General features: G+C 63.0%; 11 protein-coding genes and 3 rRNA genes. 5 read left to right on the forward strand and 9 right to left on the reverse strand.

Annotation, left to right across the window (positions count from 1 at the left end; all coding sequences use genetic code 11):
• The first annotated feature begins 93 nt into the window (after positions 1-93).
• Positions 94-429, forward strand: a complete 336-nt coding sequence (locus ACZ50J_RS17510) for a helix-turn-helix domain-containing protein (RefSeq protein ID WP_464298437.1) — start codon at positions 94-96, stop codon at positions 427-429.
• Between the two features lie 4 nt (positions 430-433).
• On the opposite strand, the gene ACZ50J_RS17515 is transcribed toward ACZ50J_RS17510, so the two are convergent.
• Complete coding sequence (locus tag ACZ50J_RS17515) at positions 434-1024, reverse strand: ClpP family protease (RefSeq protein ID WP_464298438.1); 591 nt, start codon at positions 1022-1024, stop codon at positions 434-436.
• Between the two features lie 3 nt (positions 1025-1027).
• Positions 1028-1639 (reverse strand): ClpP family protease, encoded by a 612-nt coding sequence (locus ACZ50J_RS17520; protein WP_464298439.1) that lies wholly within the window; start codon positions 1637-1639, stop codon positions 1028-1030.
• Positions 1640-1746: 107 nt separating this feature from the next.
• On the opposite strand from ACZ50J_RS17520, the gene ACZ50J_RS17525 reads away from it, so the two are divergent.
• Both ACZ50J_RS17525 and ACZ50J_RS17530 read left to right on the forward strand, forming a co-directional pair.
• A complete protein-coding gene (locus ACZ50J_RS17525) occupies positions 1747-2475 on the forward strand; it encodes a transporter substrate-binding domain-containing protein (RefSeq protein ID WP_464298440.1) in 729 nt (242 codons plus the stop codon).
• A 12-nt stretch (positions 2476-2487) separates the two neighbouring features.
• The gene (locus tag ACZ50J_RS17530) at positions 2488-4467 is read left to right on the forward strand and encodes a thioredoxin domain-containing protein (protein WP_464298441.1); all 1980 of its coding nucleotides are present in this window, start codon (positions 2488-2490) and stop codon (positions 4465-4467) included.
• Here ACZ50J_RS17530 and ACZ50J_RS17535 read toward each other — a convergent pair.
• Positions 4457-5377, reverse strand: a complete 921-nt coding sequence (locus tag ACZ50J_RS17535) for an amidohydrolase family protein (RefSeq protein ID WP_464298442.1) — start codon at positions 5375-5377, stop codon at positions 4457-4459. The genes ACZ50J_RS17530 and ACZ50J_RS17535 overlap by 11 nt on opposite strands.
• A 43-nt stretch (positions 5378-5420) precedes the next feature.
• Here ACZ50J_RS17535 and ACZ50J_RS17540 point away from each other — a divergent pair, with 43 nt between their 5' ends.
• Positions 5421-5891 (forward strand): phosphoribosyltransferase, encoded by a 471-nt coding sequence (locus ACZ50J_RS17540; protein WP_464298443.1) that lies wholly within the window; start codon positions 5421-5423, stop codon positions 5889-5891.
• A gap of 4 nt (positions 5892-5895) precedes the next feature.
• Here ACZ50J_RS17540 and ACZ50J_RS17545 read toward each other — a convergent pair whose 3' ends face one another.
• Together ACZ50J_RS17545 and ACZ50J_RS17550 are read right to left on the reverse strand one after the other, a co-directional pair.
• Positions 5896-6435: a YciI family protein gene (locus ACZ50J_RS17545; protein WP_464298444.1), complete on the reverse strand. Its 540-nt coding sequence runs from the start codon at positions 6433-6435 to the stop codon at positions 5896-5898.
• Positions 6432-6830, reverse strand: a complete 399-nt coding sequence (locus ACZ50J_RS17550) for a DoxX family protein (protein ID WP_464298445.1) — start codon at positions 6828-6830, stop codon at positions 6432-6434. Before ACZ50J_RS17550 ends, ACZ50J_RS17545 begins: the two co-directional genes overlap by 4 nt.
• Positions 6831-6860: 30 nt before the next feature.
• On the opposite strand from ACZ50J_RS17550, the gene ACZ50J_RS17555 reads away from it, so the two are divergent.
• Positions 6861-7523: a TetR/AcrR family transcriptional regulator gene (locus ACZ50J_RS17555; RefSeq protein ID WP_464298446.1), complete on the forward strand. Its 663-nt coding sequence runs from the start codon at positions 6861-6863 to the stop codon at positions 7521-7523.
• Positions 7524-7526: 3 nt separating this feature from the next.
• On the opposite strand, the gene lysX is transcribed toward ACZ50J_RS17555, so the two are convergent.
• The 4 genes from lysX to ACZ50J_RS17575 form a co-directional block, all read right to left on the reverse strand.
• Positions 7527-10949, reverse strand: a complete 3423-nt coding sequence (gene lysX, locus ACZ50J_RS17560) for a bifunctional lysylphosphatidylglycerol synthetase/lysine--tRNA ligase LysX (RefSeq protein ID WP_464298447.1) — start codon at positions 10947-10949, stop codon at positions 7527-7529.
• Between the two features lie 112 nt (positions 10950-11061).
• A 5S ribosomal RNA gene (gene rrf, locus ACZ50J_RS17565) occupies positions 11062-11179 on the reverse strand.
• A gap of 134 nt (positions 11180-11313) precedes the next feature.
• Positions 11314-14444: ribosomal RNA gene (locus ACZ50J_RS17570) — 23S ribosomal RNA — on the reverse strand.
• Between the two features lie 377 nt (positions 14445-14821).
• A 16S ribosomal RNA gene (locus ACZ50J_RS17575) occupies positions 14822-16344 on the reverse strand.
• The 16S, 23S and 5S rRNA genes sit together here, the layout of an rRNA operon.
• Positions 16345-16771: the final 427 nt, after the last annotated feature.

Below are 16771 nucleotides of genomic sequence, written 5' to 3' on the forward strand. Positions count from 1 at the left end.
ACTCGGCGAAGAAGCCGTCATTCGGCATCGGTCCGCTTCTGCTCTGAGCAGAAAGCGTTGGGCGGCACCGGGCATCGGGGCTAGCGTCGAGTCATGGGTGACGTGCGACAGCTCCGGCAGCGTTCGACGGTCGAGCCCCTCTGGCGGGAAGTGCTCGGCACACAGCTGCGGGCGATCCGGTTGCGACGCCGCGGCACGATCACCACGACCGCGCAGCGGGCCGGGATCTCCGCGCAGTACCTCTCCGAGATCGAGCGGGGCCGGAAGGACCCGTCCTCGGAGATCGTCGCCGCCATCGCCGGCGCACTCGACTGCACCCTCGCCGAGGTCACCGACCTGACGGTCCGCGAGCTGCGCCGGGAGTCCGCCCGGCTGGGCCTGGCTCCTGCTCCGGCGAGCATGCGCGGCCCGGTCGCGCTGGCCGCCTGAGCACTCAGCTGCGGTAGGCCATCACCTCGTCGACCAGCCCGTAGTCGACGGCCGCTTGCGGGGTGAAGATCCGATCCCGGTCGGTGTCCTTGCGCAACACGTCGACCGGTTGTCCCGTGTGATGCGCCAGCACCTCCTCGGCCTCCGCGCGCAGTCGGATCACCTCGTCCGCCGCCAGGATGATGTCGGGTATGGCGCCACGGCCGCTCCCGGTCGGCTGATGCAACAGGACCCGCGAGTGCGGCAGCACGCTGCGGCGCCCCGGAGCACCTGCTGCCAGCAGGATCGCCGCCGTCGAACACGCTTGCCCCACACAGGTCGTCGCGACCGGTGATCGGACGAACCGCATGGCGTCATACACGGCGAAGGTTGCGGTCAGCGACCCGCCGGGCGAGTTGATGTAAAGGTTGATCTCCTGGTCCGGCGCGACCGATTCCAGGTGCAGGATCTGCGCGATGAGGGCGTTCGAGACGCCGTCGTCGATCTCGGTGCCGAGGTAGACGATCCGTTCGGACAGGAGGTGGCTGTAGACGTCCATGACGCGATCACCACGCGGGGACGACGCAATGACATTCGGAATCGTGTAACTACTCATATGTCAAACTCCAAGTCCCACAGGGTTTTTGCCCGGTTTGATACGGCTCAGGTCGTCGATGACCCGGTCGACGAATCCATAGGCGACGGCTTGTTCCGCCGTGTACCACCGGTCACGCAGCGAGTCCTCGAACACTCGCGGCAACGGCTGACCGGTCAGCTCCGCCGTGATGCCGAGCACGGTGTCCCGTGTCTGACGCAGATCGTCGGCCTGCAGCTCGATGTCGACCGCGGTGCCGCCGAAGCCGGCGCTGCCCTGGTGCATCAGGATCTTCGAGTGCGGCAGGGCGTAGCGCTTGCCCTTCTCCCCCGCCGTCAAGAGGAATTGCCCTGCGCTGCAGGCCAATCCGAGTGCCAGCGTCGACACGTCGTTGGGGATGGCACGCATCACGTCCATGATCGCGAGCATCGCCGGCACGGAACCGCCGGGCGAGTTGATCCAGAAGCTGATGTCGGCACGAGGGTCGGCCGCCGACAGCAGATAGAGCTGGGACATGAGTCGGGTGCCGATCTCGTCGTCCAACGCGGTGTCGAGCACGATGATGCGCTCGTCCAGAAGATGTTCGGCGATCTGCCGGCTGAGTGGGTGTGGTGGTCTGGGCTGTTCCTCGGACATGACTCGACCTTCGCCGAAACCACCTGTGAACAGCCAGCTTTCGCTGCTGTCAGCAGATTGGCCACACCGCGTAGCCGATGCGGCTCACGGCTCCCTACGATCGACCCATGACGAATTCGACCGCTCAGGCACGCGCCGACCTGGCTCCCGACGGCCGCGTCACGGCGTCGATCAATCTGGGCAATCCGGTGCTCGCCCAGGGGACCGCCGCAGCTCCGAGCGGCATCACCGTCGATCTCGCGCGCGAGGTCGCCGCCAGGTTGGACGCCGACCTCGACTTCGTATGCTTCGACGCCGCGCGCAAGTCCTTCGCCGCACTCGCCTCCGGCCCGGCGACCATCGCCTTCCTCGCGATCGAGCCCGCCAGAGCGCGAGAGGTCACCTTCACCGAGCCCTACGTCCTCATCGACGGTGTGTATGCCGTGCCCGAGAACTCGACCCGCCGTTCACCCACCGACGTCGACACCGACGGTGTCCGGATCGGCGTGAAAGAGGGCTCGGCATACGACCTGTTCCTGACGCGCACACTCGAGCACGCCACCATCGTTCGCGGCACCGACGGCACCACCGTCTTCGCCGAGCAGGACCTCGACGTCGCGGCAGGCATCCGTGAACCCGTCACCGCGTATGTCGAGAACCACCCCGGACTCCGCCTGATCGATCAACCGTTCATGCAGATCCGCCAGGCGATGGCCACGAAACCGGGCGTCCACCCGCAGACCACGGCCTGGCTCGACGACCTGTTGGACGAACTGCTCGCCAGTGGTTTCGTCGCCGAGTCCCTGCGCCGCTCCGGACAGTCCGAGGGGCTGGCGGCCGCGCGCACCGCCGGGTGACAGGCTGGAGCCATGGCCAACCGACTCGCCGACTCCCTCAGCCCGTACCTTCGCCAGCACGCCGACAACCCGGTGGACTGGCGCGAGTGGGGCCCTGATGCACTGCAGGAGGCTGCCGCGCAGGATCGCCCGATCCTGCTGTCCGTCGGGTATGCCGCCTGTCACTGGTGCCATGTCATGGCGCACGAGTCGTTCGAGGATGCCGAGGTCGCCGCAGCGATCAACGAGTCCTTCGTCGCGATCAAGGTGGACCGCGAGGAGCGGCCCGACATCGACGCCGCCTACATGACGGCCACCACCGCGATGACCGGCAACGGCGGCTGGCCGATGACCTGCCTGCTCACCCCCGACGGCAAGCCGTTCTTCGCTGGCACATATCTGCCGAAACCGCAGTTCCTGCAACTGCTTTCGGCCGCCAAACACGCCTGGGAGACGCAGCCCGATCAGGTCAGGGGCTCCGGTGACAACATCGCGACCCAGCTGTCCGCCGCTGCCACCCGCGGCGCACCCAGCGCACTCACCGCCGAGGTGACCGCCGCCGCCGCCACCACCCTCCGACAGTCGTATGACGTCCAGCACGGGGGCTTCGGCAACGCGCCGAAGTTCCCGCCGTCGATGGTGTTGGAGTTCCTACTGCGCCACCATGTTCGCACCGGCGACGCCGATGCCCTCGCCATGGCCGAGCACACCTGCGAAGCCATGGCGCGCGGCGGCATCTACGACCAGCTCGCCGGCGGTTTCGCCCGCTACAGCGTCGACGCGACATGGACCGTGCCGCACTTCGAGAAGATGCTCTACGACAACGCTCAACTGCTGCGCGTCTACGCCCACCTGTGGCGTCTCGTCCCGTCCCCGCTGATCACCCGGATCGTCTCGGAGACAGCGGAATTCATCGTGCGCGACCTCGGCACTGCGGAAGGCGGCTTCGCCAGTGCACTCGACGCCGACACCGAAGGAGTGGAGGGGACGACATACGTCTGGTCGACCGACGACCTGCGCGCCGCGCTGGGCGATGACGACGCCGCCTGGGCTGCCGACCTGCTCGGCGTCAGCCACGAGGGGACGTTCGAGCACGGCACGTCCACGCTGCGGTTGCCACGGGATCCGGAGGACCCGGCGCGATGGGACGTGATCCGCACCAAGCTGGCGGACCAACGCGCCCGGCGCGCCCAACCGGATCGCGACGCGAAGGTCGTGACCTCGTGGAACGGCCTGGCGATCAGTGCACTCGCCGAAGCGGCGCTGATTCTGCAGCAGCCCGAATGGCTCGACGCCGCAACAGCTTCCGCGGAGTTTCTGCTCACCGCGCACCTGGTCGACGGCCGGCTGCGGCGCACGTCGCTGGGCGGCCGAGTGGGCACCGCGGCCGGCGTCGCCGACGACTACGGAAACTTCGCGGAGGCGCTGCTCGTCCTGCACCAGGCAACGGGTGAAGAACGCTACTTGTCTGTCGCCGGCCAGCTTCTTGAGACCGCGCGGGGTGTCTTCGACGGACCGTCCGGAAGTTTCCGCGACACGGCCTCCGACGGCGAGCAGTTGTTCTTCACCCCTCGTGGCGCGGGCGACAACGCGGAGCCGTCGGGCACTGCCAGCCTGGCCGGCGCACTGCTCGCACACAGCGCCCTGACCGGTGATGCAGCAACTCGGAGCCGCGCCGAGCAGGCCATCGCCGCAATGAGTGAAATCGCCACGCAGGCACCAAGATTCGCCGGTTGGGCACTCGCGGTGGGCGAAGCCACGCTGGCCGGCCCGGTGCAAGTTGCGGTCGTCGGAGCCGACCGAGCGGCCCGTGGGCTCGCCCGCGCCGCGTGGGCCACGCCTTCGGTCGGCGGGGTGATTGTGCGCGGCGCGCCGGACGCGCCGACGTCACCGCTGCTGGCCGACCGGCCCCTGGTCGGCGGGCGTTCAGCTGCGTACGTGTGTCACGGCTTCGTGTGTCAGGCCCCGGTGACCGACCGTGAGGAACTCATCACTCAGTTGCTCAACCGTTGAGCAGTCGGGTGCCGTTGTCCCACAGCACCTTTCGCATCCAGTCGTCGCCGAGGTCGAGTCGTGCCAATGCTTCCAGTTGGTGCGCATACGGATAAGGGATGTTCGGGAAGTCGGATCCCAGCACCACCCGATCCCCGAGATCGGCCAACCGGGCGGCATACCCGTCGGGCAGCGGCGCGAATCGATCGGTGAAGTCCGTACCCACCATCGTGGTGTCCAGGTGCACATGGTCATGCCGCTCCACCAGATCGGCGAACTCGTGGTACTCCGGCATACCCGCGTGCGCGATCACCAGGGTCAGCGCAGGATGCTTCGACAGGACCCGCGCGATGCGCTCCGACCCGGTGAATTCACCTGCCAGTGGCGCAGATCCAGCATGTATGACGACCGGCACCTCCGCGTCGGCGAGCTGCTCCCAGGCCCCGTCGAGTTGTGGATCGTCCGGTGCGTACTCACCGACCTGCACGTGCATCTTGAAGAGCCGCGCTCCAGCCGCGAGGTCCGCGCCGACATACTCCCCGGTGTCGGGTTCGGGGTAGAGCGTGCCGCAGTGGACCGCATCCGGCACTCGGGCGGCGAACTCGGCATTCCACTCGTTGAGCCAGCGCGCCATACCGGGCTTGTGCGGATAGGTGAGGGCCGGAATCGCGCGCACCCCGAAGCCGCGCAACACGGCCAGTCGGGTCGCCTCGTCGAAGCGGTAGGTGATCGGCCACGACGCGCCGTAGTTCTGCACGGCTGCGTCGAAGTAGCCCCAGACCTTCTCCAGCATCGGCTCCGGAAGGAAGTGCACGTGGATATCGGCGAGTCCCGGAATTCCCAATGATTCCAGGTAGACCGGAATGTCGCCGTCGGTCTTCGGCCCGGGCGTCGTCATGCCGACACCGGCCCAGGAGTTCTCATGGAGCAAACCTAACAACACCTCGGGCGAGCTCCTGGAGTTGAATGGCCCCATGACACAAGACCGCGAGGTACTCACCTGGGACCTGTTCGGCAGCGCGAGCCGCGAGCTGGCGCAGACCATCCACGACAGCGGCTATCGACCGGATCTGATCATTTCGATCGCCCGCGGCGGCCTCATTCCGGCCGGCGCGATCAGCTATGCGCTCGGCATGAAGAACGTGCACGTGCTCAATGTCGAGTTCTACACCGGCGTCGACGAGCGACTGCCGATGCCGGTGATGCTGCCGCCGGTGCCACAGCCGGTCGACCTGTCGGGCGCCACGGTGCTGATCATCGATGACGTCGCCGACACCGGTGGCACGCTCGACCTGGTCCGCAAGTTCTGCGAGGGCCACGTCAAGGAGACCCGATCCGCCGTCATCTACGAGAAGTCACGGTCGATCGTGAAGTGCGAATACGTCTGGAAGCGCACGGATCAATGGATCGATTTCCCCTGGTCGAGCCAGCCGGAGATCGGCTGATCCGTCACTCGGGACGTCCGCCGAAGTCCCAGCGACGTACTTCGTGCGCGACCCCCGCGCTGCCGGTCAGGACCGTCGACGCCTCCTGCGGAGTCCGCAACTGGACCAGGGCAGCAGCACCGAGTGATCGACTTCTGTCGTCGGAGAGCAGCGGTCCACAAGCGATGACGGAGGTGGGGTCGGACGGTTGCCCCACCCGCTGCCCGGCGAGGCCGAGTACCAGGTACCGATGGGCGTCCGGCTGCGGATTGGGGAACTGCCACATGGTGCGACCCAACAGGTTCTCCCAACGCCGCAGTAGAACGTCGCGGAAGACTCCGGCCTGGTAGTACGGCTCGTCGAAGGCGAACGCGCGCGCCTCCGCGGGGTCGGCCACTCGCACGATGTGCACGCTCCCGGTCACCGATCCGTCGGCGTCGAAGGTCGGTCCGCGGGCGATGAGCTGGTCGGCGAAGCCGTCCATGTAGGACCAGTGCTCCTCCCGCAACTCGTCGCGCAACGCAGCGGATCCGGCCCGATCGCGGTGGAAACAGAAGAAGTTCACGAGACACCCACGTTCAGTCGCATCGCCAACCTCCGCCGCAGGTCGGCAATGGAGTCCCGGCGCGCCCACCCGATCAGTGCCGAGAGCGCCAGCATGACCAGCGGCGGCATGACGCTCTCCCCCGTGCTCACCTGCGCGACGGTCGCGCACGTGGTCAGTGCGACGAATCCGCAGGCAGCCACACCCGCCAGGATCGGCACGAGCAGTGCGACCGCACCCACGACCTCGACGACCCCCAGCGCGATGCGTGGTGGCGCTCCCCAACCCATCGCGTGGAAGGTCCCCATCACTGACGGGGCTGCCACGAACTTCTGCACCGCCGCACCCACGAAGCCCAGCGCCGTCACCCACTGCACCACCAGCAGCCCTCGTTTCCTATACACCGTATAAGTCATGAGGTGACTATACGGCGTACAGTTCCGGTTGTGAAGGCCGATCGATCTACCCGCCCGTCTCTCACACCGACCGCCATCGTCACCGCCGGCGTCACCATTGCCGATGCCGACGGACTCCCGGCGGTGTCGATGCGGCGGCTCGCGAAGGAATTGGGTGTCACGCCGATGGCGCTCTACTGGCATTTCGCCGATCGCGACGCACTGCTGGACGGTATGGCGGAGCAGATCACCTCGGAGGCCAGGTTCAGTGATGACGCGGCGGCCGCGTGGGACGCACGCTATCGAGCGGTCCTCGTCACCCTTGTCGACCTCCTCCGCGCACACCCGTGGATGGGCAGACTGCTGATCGAGCGGCTCGTTCCCCTGCCGCACTACCTCACCGCCCTCGAGGTGCTGCTGGACAGCAGCCGCTCCGCCGGGATCGGTGTGCAGGACTCGGTGTTGCTGGCCCAGCAGGCAGTGCAGGCCGTGGTGACCCTCGTGGACTACGAACCGGTGCCACCGGCCGATCCGACCAAGCCGGCAGCCGAGCTCACCGCCCTGCACAGTTCGCTGAACACATTGTCGGAGAACGATTTTCCGCGGGTCCGCGAAGCGGCCGGCGCACTGACCGAGCCGCTCGATGCCGACCACTACTACCGGCTCGGCATCGACACCATCATCGCCGGCTTGCGCGCGACAGCGACCGGCTGACGATCAGGCCTGCGGCCGCACGAAGGGGAACGCGAGCGTCGCCTTGATGCTCTGACCCGTCAGCATCATGACCACGCGATCCACGCCGAGGCCGAGACCGCCGGTCGGCGGCATGGCGAGCTCCAGCCCCGCGAGGAACGCCTCATCGAGCTGCATCGCTTCGACATCACCGCCCGCGGCGGCCAACGACTGCTGGGTGAAGCGCTGCCGCTGATCGACCGGATCGGTCAATTCGCTGTATGCCGTGCCCAATTCGGCTCCGAACGCAACGAGGTCCCATTGCTCGGTCAACCGGTCGTCGTCGCGATGCCGACGTGCGAGCGGGGACACCTCGACCGGGAAGTCGCAGTAGAAGGTGGGGAAGGTCGTCTGCTTCTCAACGAGTGCTTCGTACAGCTCCATCACCAGCGCGCCGGCCGACTGATCGCCCCGGACCGGTATGCCGTGGTCCCGGCACACCTGCGACACCTCGTCCCGCGCCGACACCGAGGTCAGACGCGTGCCCGCCGCACGTGACACGGCCTCGTGGACGGTGATCACCGGCCACGGCTGGGTCAGATCGACTTCGTCATACCCACCAGAATTGTTGGGCCGCAACGCGATCGGCTTACCGTGCACCGCGGTCGCGACGTTCAACAACACCTCACGGGTCAGCTCTCGCATGAGCACGTAATCGCCGTACGCGGCATACGCCTCCAACGAGGTGAACTCCGGATTGTGCGTCGCATCGGCGCCCTCGTTGCGGAAGTTCCGGCCGATCTCGAAGATCCGCTGCATCCCGCCGACAGCCAGGCGTTTCAGGTAGAGCTCGGGAGCGATGCGCAGGAAGAGCTCCATGTTGTAGGCGTTGATGTGTGTGGCGAACGGACGCGCGGCCGCGCCACCGTGCACCGGCTGCAGCATCGGTGTCTCGACCTCGAGGAAGCCGCGGTCCTGGAAGGTGTCCCGCATGGCGCGCACCGCGGCGGACCGCTGCACCAGCAGCTCCCGCGCGCGTTGGTCGACGATGAGTTCCAGCGACCGGTTTCGCACCCGCGTGTCCTCGGGGTGCAGGACGCCGAGTCCCGGCACGGGACGCAAGCATTTGGCAGCCATCTGCCACGACTGCATCAGCACCGACAGCTCTCCGGTGCGGGATGTCGCCACCGGACCGGTCACGCTCACCAGATCGCCCAGGTCCACGGCCCGGCGCCACAGGCACCGTGCGCTGTCGGGCGAATCGGCCGCGGTGACCATCACCTGCAGCGTCTCCTCCTCGTCCTGTATGACGGCGAACGACACTCCGCCGAGATCGCGCAGCGCGCGAACGCGACCCGCGATGGACACGATGTGGTCGGTGACGTGGTCCGCAGCAAGGTCGGCGTACCGCTGCGCGACGACCCCCGCACGCTCGGTGCGAGCAACTGCTGCCGGGTAGGCGTTGACGCCCATCTCGTCGAGCACCTCGAGCTTGTCGCGGCGTACCCGCTGCTGCTCGGACAACCGCACCGCCGGAGGCGCCGGCAGCAGCAACGCTGCCTCCTGCTCCCGGACCCGGTCGACGAACCACGGCTCGGGCCGCGGCGGCTGCACGTCGGAGGGGCGCGGGCCGGTCAGCACACGTGGGCCGATCATCGGCACGAAGCCCTCCGCGATGCCCATCGCCAACCCGGCACGTGGCACGGTCAGCGCGGGGTCGTAGCAAAGCAGTCGGGGCACCCAGGTCGGCTTGTACTTGTCGTTGGACCGATAGAGCGTCTCGAGCTGGAAGAACCGCGACGCGAACGACAGTGCTGCGTCGTTCAACCGGGTGATCGGCCCGGCACCCACCTGGTCGGCGCTGCTGAACACTTCACGGAACACCGCGAAGTTCAACGAGATTCGTCGTATGCCGTGCTCCGGCGCCGCCTCGATGAGCTCGGACACGAGGTACTCGTTCAAGCCGTTCTCGGCATCCCGGTCACGGCGCATCAGATCGAGCGACGCACCACGCACACCCCAGGGCACGAACGACAGGAACCCACGGATCGCACCCTCGGCGTCGTGCGCCGTGATGATCACGCAGCGGCCGTCGGCCGGATCGCCCAGCCGGTTGAGCGCCATGGAGAACCCGCGCTCGGTCTCCTCGCCCCGCCATTCTTCGGCCAGGACGCCGATCCGCTCCAACTCGTCGGCCGAGAGCTCGGCATGGCGGCGCACGCGGGTCGTGTAACCGGCGCGGCGCACGCGGGTGACGGCCTGGCGCACCGGCCGCATCGAACGGCCGCGCAGCGAAAAGGTCTCCACGTCGATGATCGCCTCGTCGCCGAGTGCGAAGGCCTTGAGGCCGGCTTCGACATACTCGTGCGAGCCGTGCTCGGAGCTGGACAGCACCGCCGGGTAGAGCCCGTGCTCACGACACTGCTCCAACCACGCCTGTATGGCGGGCTGCCACGATGCCGCACGACCGACCGGGTCCGCACTCGCGACACTCACGCTGCCCTCGTTGCGGTAGGTCACCGCTGCCTGGCCGTCCGGAGAGAACACAACGCTCTTGTCGCGTCGGGTCGCGAAGTAGCCGAGCGAGTCGTTCTCGCCATGGAGGAGCAGCAGCCGGCGAATCGCCAGCTCCTCGTCCGCGGACTGGAACTGCCGGCCTCGTCCGGAGCGGACAAAGATCAGGCTCGCCAGCAACAGCGCGATCGTCGACATGATTCCGGCCAGGCCGTAGACCCAGGTGTGGCCGACGTGGCCGTTCAGCCCGGGCGTGGACTCGTCCGAGGTCAAACCGAACGTCGACCGTGCCGCGAATCGGGCGATCTCTCGGGTGCCGCGCAGCGTGTTGTCGGCTGTCGAGGACACCGCGAACGTCACGAGGAAGGAGATGATCAGCCCGATGACCAGGACCGCAGCAGCGGCAATCCGACTGCCCGCGGCCAGCCGGGCCGGGAATCTGCTGCGACTCGCGGCGACGACCACCAGGACGATGACACCGACCACGAACGAGATCGCGGTGATCGGAACACTCGTGACGAACGAGTGATAGTCACGGTCGAATCCGGAAAGCCGGGAGTCCTGTAGCCAGTCCTGCCGGAAGATCGAGCCGAGCAACAGCACGAGGCTGCTCAACACGCTCAAGAACATCAGGCCGACGACCACCGCGTGCCCGAACCGCAACCGACGTCGCACTGCCCCGGCCAGCACGAAGAGCAGCGAGACGATGAAGAGGCTCGGCTCGGCCGGGATGTTCACCAGCCCGAGCACGTCCTCGATGATCGAGACGACGATGTTGTTGTGCAGGGCGACACTGATCAGCGAGACGATCGCGGCGAACATGTACGCGCGACCGATCCACCGCGCGACCGACTCACGCCACGGGACGTCGGCACGCTGACGCACGGCCGGCCCGCCGTACGGGTTGAAGGAGCCACGCAGCAGCTTCGGCATCCGGATCCTGTCGCCGCTCACTCATACTCCCAGCACACCATTGCGGGCGGATTGGCCACGCGCGCTGAATTCTACCCAAAGAGACATAAAAGTAGCCCCGCCTGACACAGGCGGGGCTACTTTCTTAATGATTGTTCGGCGGTGTCCTACTCTCCCACACCCTACCGAGTGCAGTACCATCGGCGCTGAAGGGCTTAGCTTCCGGGTTCGGGATGTTACCGGGCGTTTCCCACTTCGCTATAACCGCCGTAACCCTGTGAAACAAGGTCACACATATTCACTTCACAAACCCACCCAAAGGAGCGGGGGTTGTGCTGTCACTGTGTGGGTGTTGTTTCAGAATCGTATAGTGGACGCGTATCCTTGCAAGTCTAAGAAAAAGTTGTGAGGTAAGTTATCGGCTTATTAGTACCGGTCAGCTCCACACATTACTGTGCTTCCACATCCGGCCTATCAACCCAGTAGTCTAGCTGGGAGCCTCACCAGGTTAAAACCTGTTGGAAACCTCATCTTGAAGCGTGCTTCCCGCTTAGATGCTTTCAGCGGTTATCACTTCCGAACGTAGCTAATCAGCGGTGCACTTGGCAGTACAACTGACACACCAGTGGTTCGTCCATCCCGGTCCTCTCGTACTAGGGACAGGTCTTCTCAAGTTTCCTACGCGCGCAGCGGATAGGGACCGAACTGTCTCACGACGTTCTAAACCCAGCTCGCGTACCGCTTTAATGGGCGAACAGCCCAACCCTTGGGACCTACTCCAGCCCCAGGATGCGACGAGCCGACATCGAGGTGCCAAACCATGCCGTCGATATGAGCTCTTGGGCAAGATCAGCCTGTTATCCCCGGGGTACCTTTTATCCGTTGAGCGACGGCGCTTCCACAAGCCACCGTCGGGTCACTAGTCCCGACTTTCGTCTCTGCTCGACATGTCTGTCTCACAGTCAAGCTCCCTTGTGCACTTACACTCGAAACCTGATTACCAACCAGGCTGAGGGAACCTTTGGGCGCCTCCGTTACCCTTTGGGAGGCAACCGCCCCAGTTAAACTACCCACCAGGCACTGTCCCTGAACCAGATCATGGTCCGAAGTTAGGAGCCCAGAACGACCAGAGTGGTATTTCAACAATGACTCCACACACGCTGGCGCGTGCGCTTCACAGTCTCCCACCTATCCTACACAAGCCGCACCGAACACCAATACCAAGCTGTAGTAAAGGTCCCGGGGTCTTTCCGTCCTGCTGCGCGTAACGAGCATCTTTACTCGTAATGCAATTTCGCCGAGTTCATGGTTGAGACAGTGGAGAAGTCGTTACGCCATTCGTGCAGGTCGGAACTTACCCGACAAGGAATTTCGCTACCTTAGGATGGTTATAGTTACCACCGCCGTTTACTGGCGCTTAAGTTCTCAGCTTCACACCCGAAAGTGTTAACCGGTCCCCTTAACGTTCCAGCACCGGGCAGGCGTCAGTCCGTATACATCGAATTACTTCTTCGCACGGACCTGTGTTTTTAGTAAACAGTCGCTTCTCCCTGGTCTCTGCGGCCCCCACCCCTAGAGAGCAAGTCTCTTCAGGGCAGTGGGCCCCCCTTCTCCCGAAGTTACGGGGGCATTTTGCCGAATTCCTTAACCATGATTCACTCGATCGCCTTAGTATTCTCTACCTAACCACCTGAGTCGGTTTGGGGTACGGGCGGCTCAGACCTCGCTAGAAGTTTTTCTCGGCAGCATAGGATCACCCTACTTCCCACATTACGTGGTCACCATCACGCCTCAGCCTCATGACCAGCGGATTTACCTACCAGTCGGCTCGCACGCTTGGACGGGGACAACCATCGCCCCGCGGAGGCTACCTTCCTGCGTCACTCCATCGCTTACCTACTACAAGATCGGGTCCCACGCTCCCCACACACGCATCACCCCGAAGGGATCAGTCACGGCGGTTCGGGTGGTTAGCATCCCTTGATTCGATATGGGCGGTCTTTCGCCGGTTCCGGAATATCAACCGGATGTCCATCGACTACGCCTGTCGGCCTCGCCTTAGGTCCCGACTTACCCAGGGAAGATTAGCTTGACCCTGGAACCCTTGGTTATTCGGCGGACGGGTTTCTCACCCGTCATTCGCTACTCATGCCTGCATTCTCACTCGTGTCACCTCCACCCCTGGTTCACACCGGGACTTCACTGGTGACACGACGCTCCCCTACCCAATCACACCCCTGAACAACACCCCGAAAGGTGAAGCTAGGAAAATGTGCGATTGCCACAGCTTCGGTGGTGTGCTTGAGCCCCGCTACATTGTCGGCGCGGAATCACTTGACCAGTGAGCTATTACGCACTCTTTAAAGGGTGGCTGCTTCTAAGCCAACCTCCTGGTTGTCACAGCAACTCCACATCCTTTTCCACTTAGCACACGCTTAGGGACCTTAGCTGGTGATCTGGGCTGTTTCCCTCTCGACTACGAAGCTTATCCCCCGCAGTCTCACTGCCACGCTTACACTTACCGGCATTCGGAGTTTGGCTGACGTCAGTAACCTGGTGAGGCCCATCAGCCATCCAGTAGCTCTACCTCCGGCAAGAAACACGCAACGCTGCACCTAAATGCATTTCGGGGAGAACCAGCTATCACGGAGTTTGATTGGCCTTTCACCCCTACCCACAGCTCATCCCCTCCATTTTCAACTGAAGTGGGTTCGGTCCTCCACGACGTCTTACCGTCGCTTCAACCTGGCCATGGGTAGATCACTCCGCTTCGGGTCTAGACCCAGCGACTCAAACGCCCTCTTCGGACTCGCTTTCGCTACGGCTTCCCCACACGGGTTAACCTCGCCACCGAGCACTAACTCGCAGGCTCATTCTTCAAAAGGCACGCCATCACCAGCCCACGGGCCGGCCCTGACGGATTGTAAGCGCATGGTTTCAGGTACTATTTCACTCCCCTCCCGGGGTACTTTTCACCTTTCCCTCACGGTACTAGTCCGCTATCGGTCATCAGGGAATATTTAGGCTTACCAGGTGGTCCTGGCAGATTCACACGAGATTCCTCGAGCCCCGTGCTACTTGGGAATAACATCAAACGCCGTGTTACGCATTTCGCCTACGGGACTCCCACCCTCTACGGTTCAGCACTCACCACTGATTCGACTACACGCACACCATCACGCCACCGCACTGTCAGACACGGTAACGACACCATCCCACAACCCCATGACTGCAACCCCTGACAGGTATCACACAACCATGGTTTAGCCTGATCCGCTTTCGCTCGCCACTACTCACGGAATCACTGTTGTTTTCTCTTCCTGTGGGTACTGAGATGTTTCACTTCCCCACGTTCCCTCCACGTACCCTATGTATTCAGATACGGGTCACACCACATAACTGGTGCGGGGTTCCCCCATTCGGAAACCCTCGGATCACAGCCCGTTTATCGGCTCCCCGAGGCTTATCGCAGATTACTACGTCCTTCATCGGTTCCTGATGCCAAGGCATCCACCATGCGCTCTTAAAAACTTACACAAAAACCAGTAAAATTCTTAAAAACTACAAAGATGCTCGCGTCCACTATACAATTCTCAAACAACACACCAACACCACCACCAAACAATCCAATCGGATCACCCGGTGACGGGCAGCACCAAGAAAACACCACCCCACCCAACCCCGTAAGGCCGGCCAGGCAGTCGTTTCCTCAAAACCCAACAACGTGCCGACACCCCACACACCCACACCGAACCAACATTTCCACAACACCACCAACCCCCCACAAGGGAAACCAGTGAACTGTTCGTACTCCGCCGGCCCAACACGAAATGTGTCAAGCATTCTGATTGATGATTCCACCCATGAGCCACCCCACTACACATTCGGCAATGAAAGGTGTTAATGCTCCTTAGAAAGGAGGTGATCCAGCCGCACCTTCCGGTACGGCTACCTTGTTACGACTTAGTCCCAATCGCCAATCCCACCTTCGACGGCTCCCCCCACAAGGGTTGGGCCACCGGCTTCGGGTGTTACCGACTTTCGTGACTTGACGGGCGGTGTGTACAAGGCCCGGGAACGTATTCACCGCAGCGTTGCTGATCTGCGATTACTAGCGACTCCAACTTCATGGGGTCGAGTTGCAGACCCCAATCCGAACTGAGACCAGTTTTAAGGGATTCGCTCCACCTCACGGTATCGCAACCCTCTGTACCAGCCATTGTAGCATGCGTGAAGCCCAAGACATAAGGGGCATGATGATTTGACGTCATCCCCACCTTCCTCCGAGTTGACCCCGGCAGTCTCCCATGAGTCCCCACCATTACGTGCTGGCAACATGAAACGAGGGTTGCGCTCGTTGCGGGACTTAACCCAACATCTCACGACACGAGCTGACGACAACCATGCACCACCTGTACACCAGCCCGAAGGCTGCACCATCTCTGGCACATTCCGGTGTATGTCAAGCCTTGGTAAGGTTCTTCGCGTTGCATCGAATTAATCCGCATGCTCCGCCGCTTGTGCGGGCCCCCGTCAATTCCTTTGAGTTTTAGCCTTGCGGCCGTACTCCCCAGGCGGGGAACTTAATGCGTTAGCTACGGCACGGACCTCGTGGAATGAGGCCCACACCTAGTTCCCAACGTTTACGGCATGGACTACCAGGGTATCTAATCCTGTTTGCTCCCCATGCTTTCGCTTCTCAGCGTCAGTAGTGGCCCAGAGACCTGCCTTCGCCATCGGTGTTCCTCCTGATATCTGCGCATTTCACCGCTACACCAGGAATTCCAGTCTCCCCTACCACACTCTAGTCTGCCCGTACCCACCGCAGACCCAGGGTTAAGCCCTGGGCTTTCACGGCAGACGCGACAAACCGCCTACAAGCTCTTTACGCCCAATAATTCCGGACAACGCTCGCACCCTACGTATTACCGCGGCTGCTGGCACGTAGTTAGCCGGTGCTTCTTCTGCAGGTACCGTCACAAAAGCTTCGTCCCTGCTGAAAGGAGTTTACGACCCGAAAGCCTTCATCCCCCACGCGGCGTCGCTGCATCAGGCTTCCGCCCATTGTGCAATATTCCCCACTGCTGCCTCCCGTAGGAGTCTGGGCCGTGTCTCAGTCCCAGTGTGGCCGGTCACCCTCTCAGGCCGGCTACCCGTCAAAGCCATGGTAGGCCACTACCCCACCATCAAGCTGATAGGCCGCGAGTCCATCCCTCACCACAAAAGCTTTCCACACCCCACCATGCGGCAAAATGTGAATACTCGGTATTAGACCCCGTTTCCAAGGCTTATCCCAAAGTGAAGGGCAGGTTACTCACGTGTTACTCACCCGTTCGCCACTAATCCAAACCAGCAAGCTGGTCCATCATCGTTCGACTTGCATGTGTTAAGCACGCCGCCAGCGTTCGTCCTGAGCCAGGATCAAACTCTCCAAAAAAGAATCCAAAACTGGCAAAAATCGATCAAGAGCAAAAAATGCTACAAAAACGATCAAACCAACAAACAATTGGCATCAATCATTCGACACGCTGTTGAGTTCTCAAAAAACGACCAGACACATATCTCCGCGTGGTTTGCACCACGAATCGACACGAACTGTGCTTTCTTGGTTGTGTCCTCCCGGCTCTTGGGCGGCAAGTCGTGATCCTCAGGATCTCGACTCTCGCGCACTTGGCTCCGAGTGACGTTGTCAGCTTAGCAGACCGTCTGACCGGCTTCAAAATCCGATCAGCCAGTCTTCCGAGGGCAGTTGCGGAGGGCTTTCGCTCTTCGCTTTGCCGCCCCGTTGGGCTGACATGGAAAACAGTAGACCACCAACGCGTGAACTGCCAAATCGGGGCCATTCCGCGGTTTTTGGACGGGTA

The sequence above is a fragment of the Flexivirga sp. G2 genome, assembly GCF_055397625.1.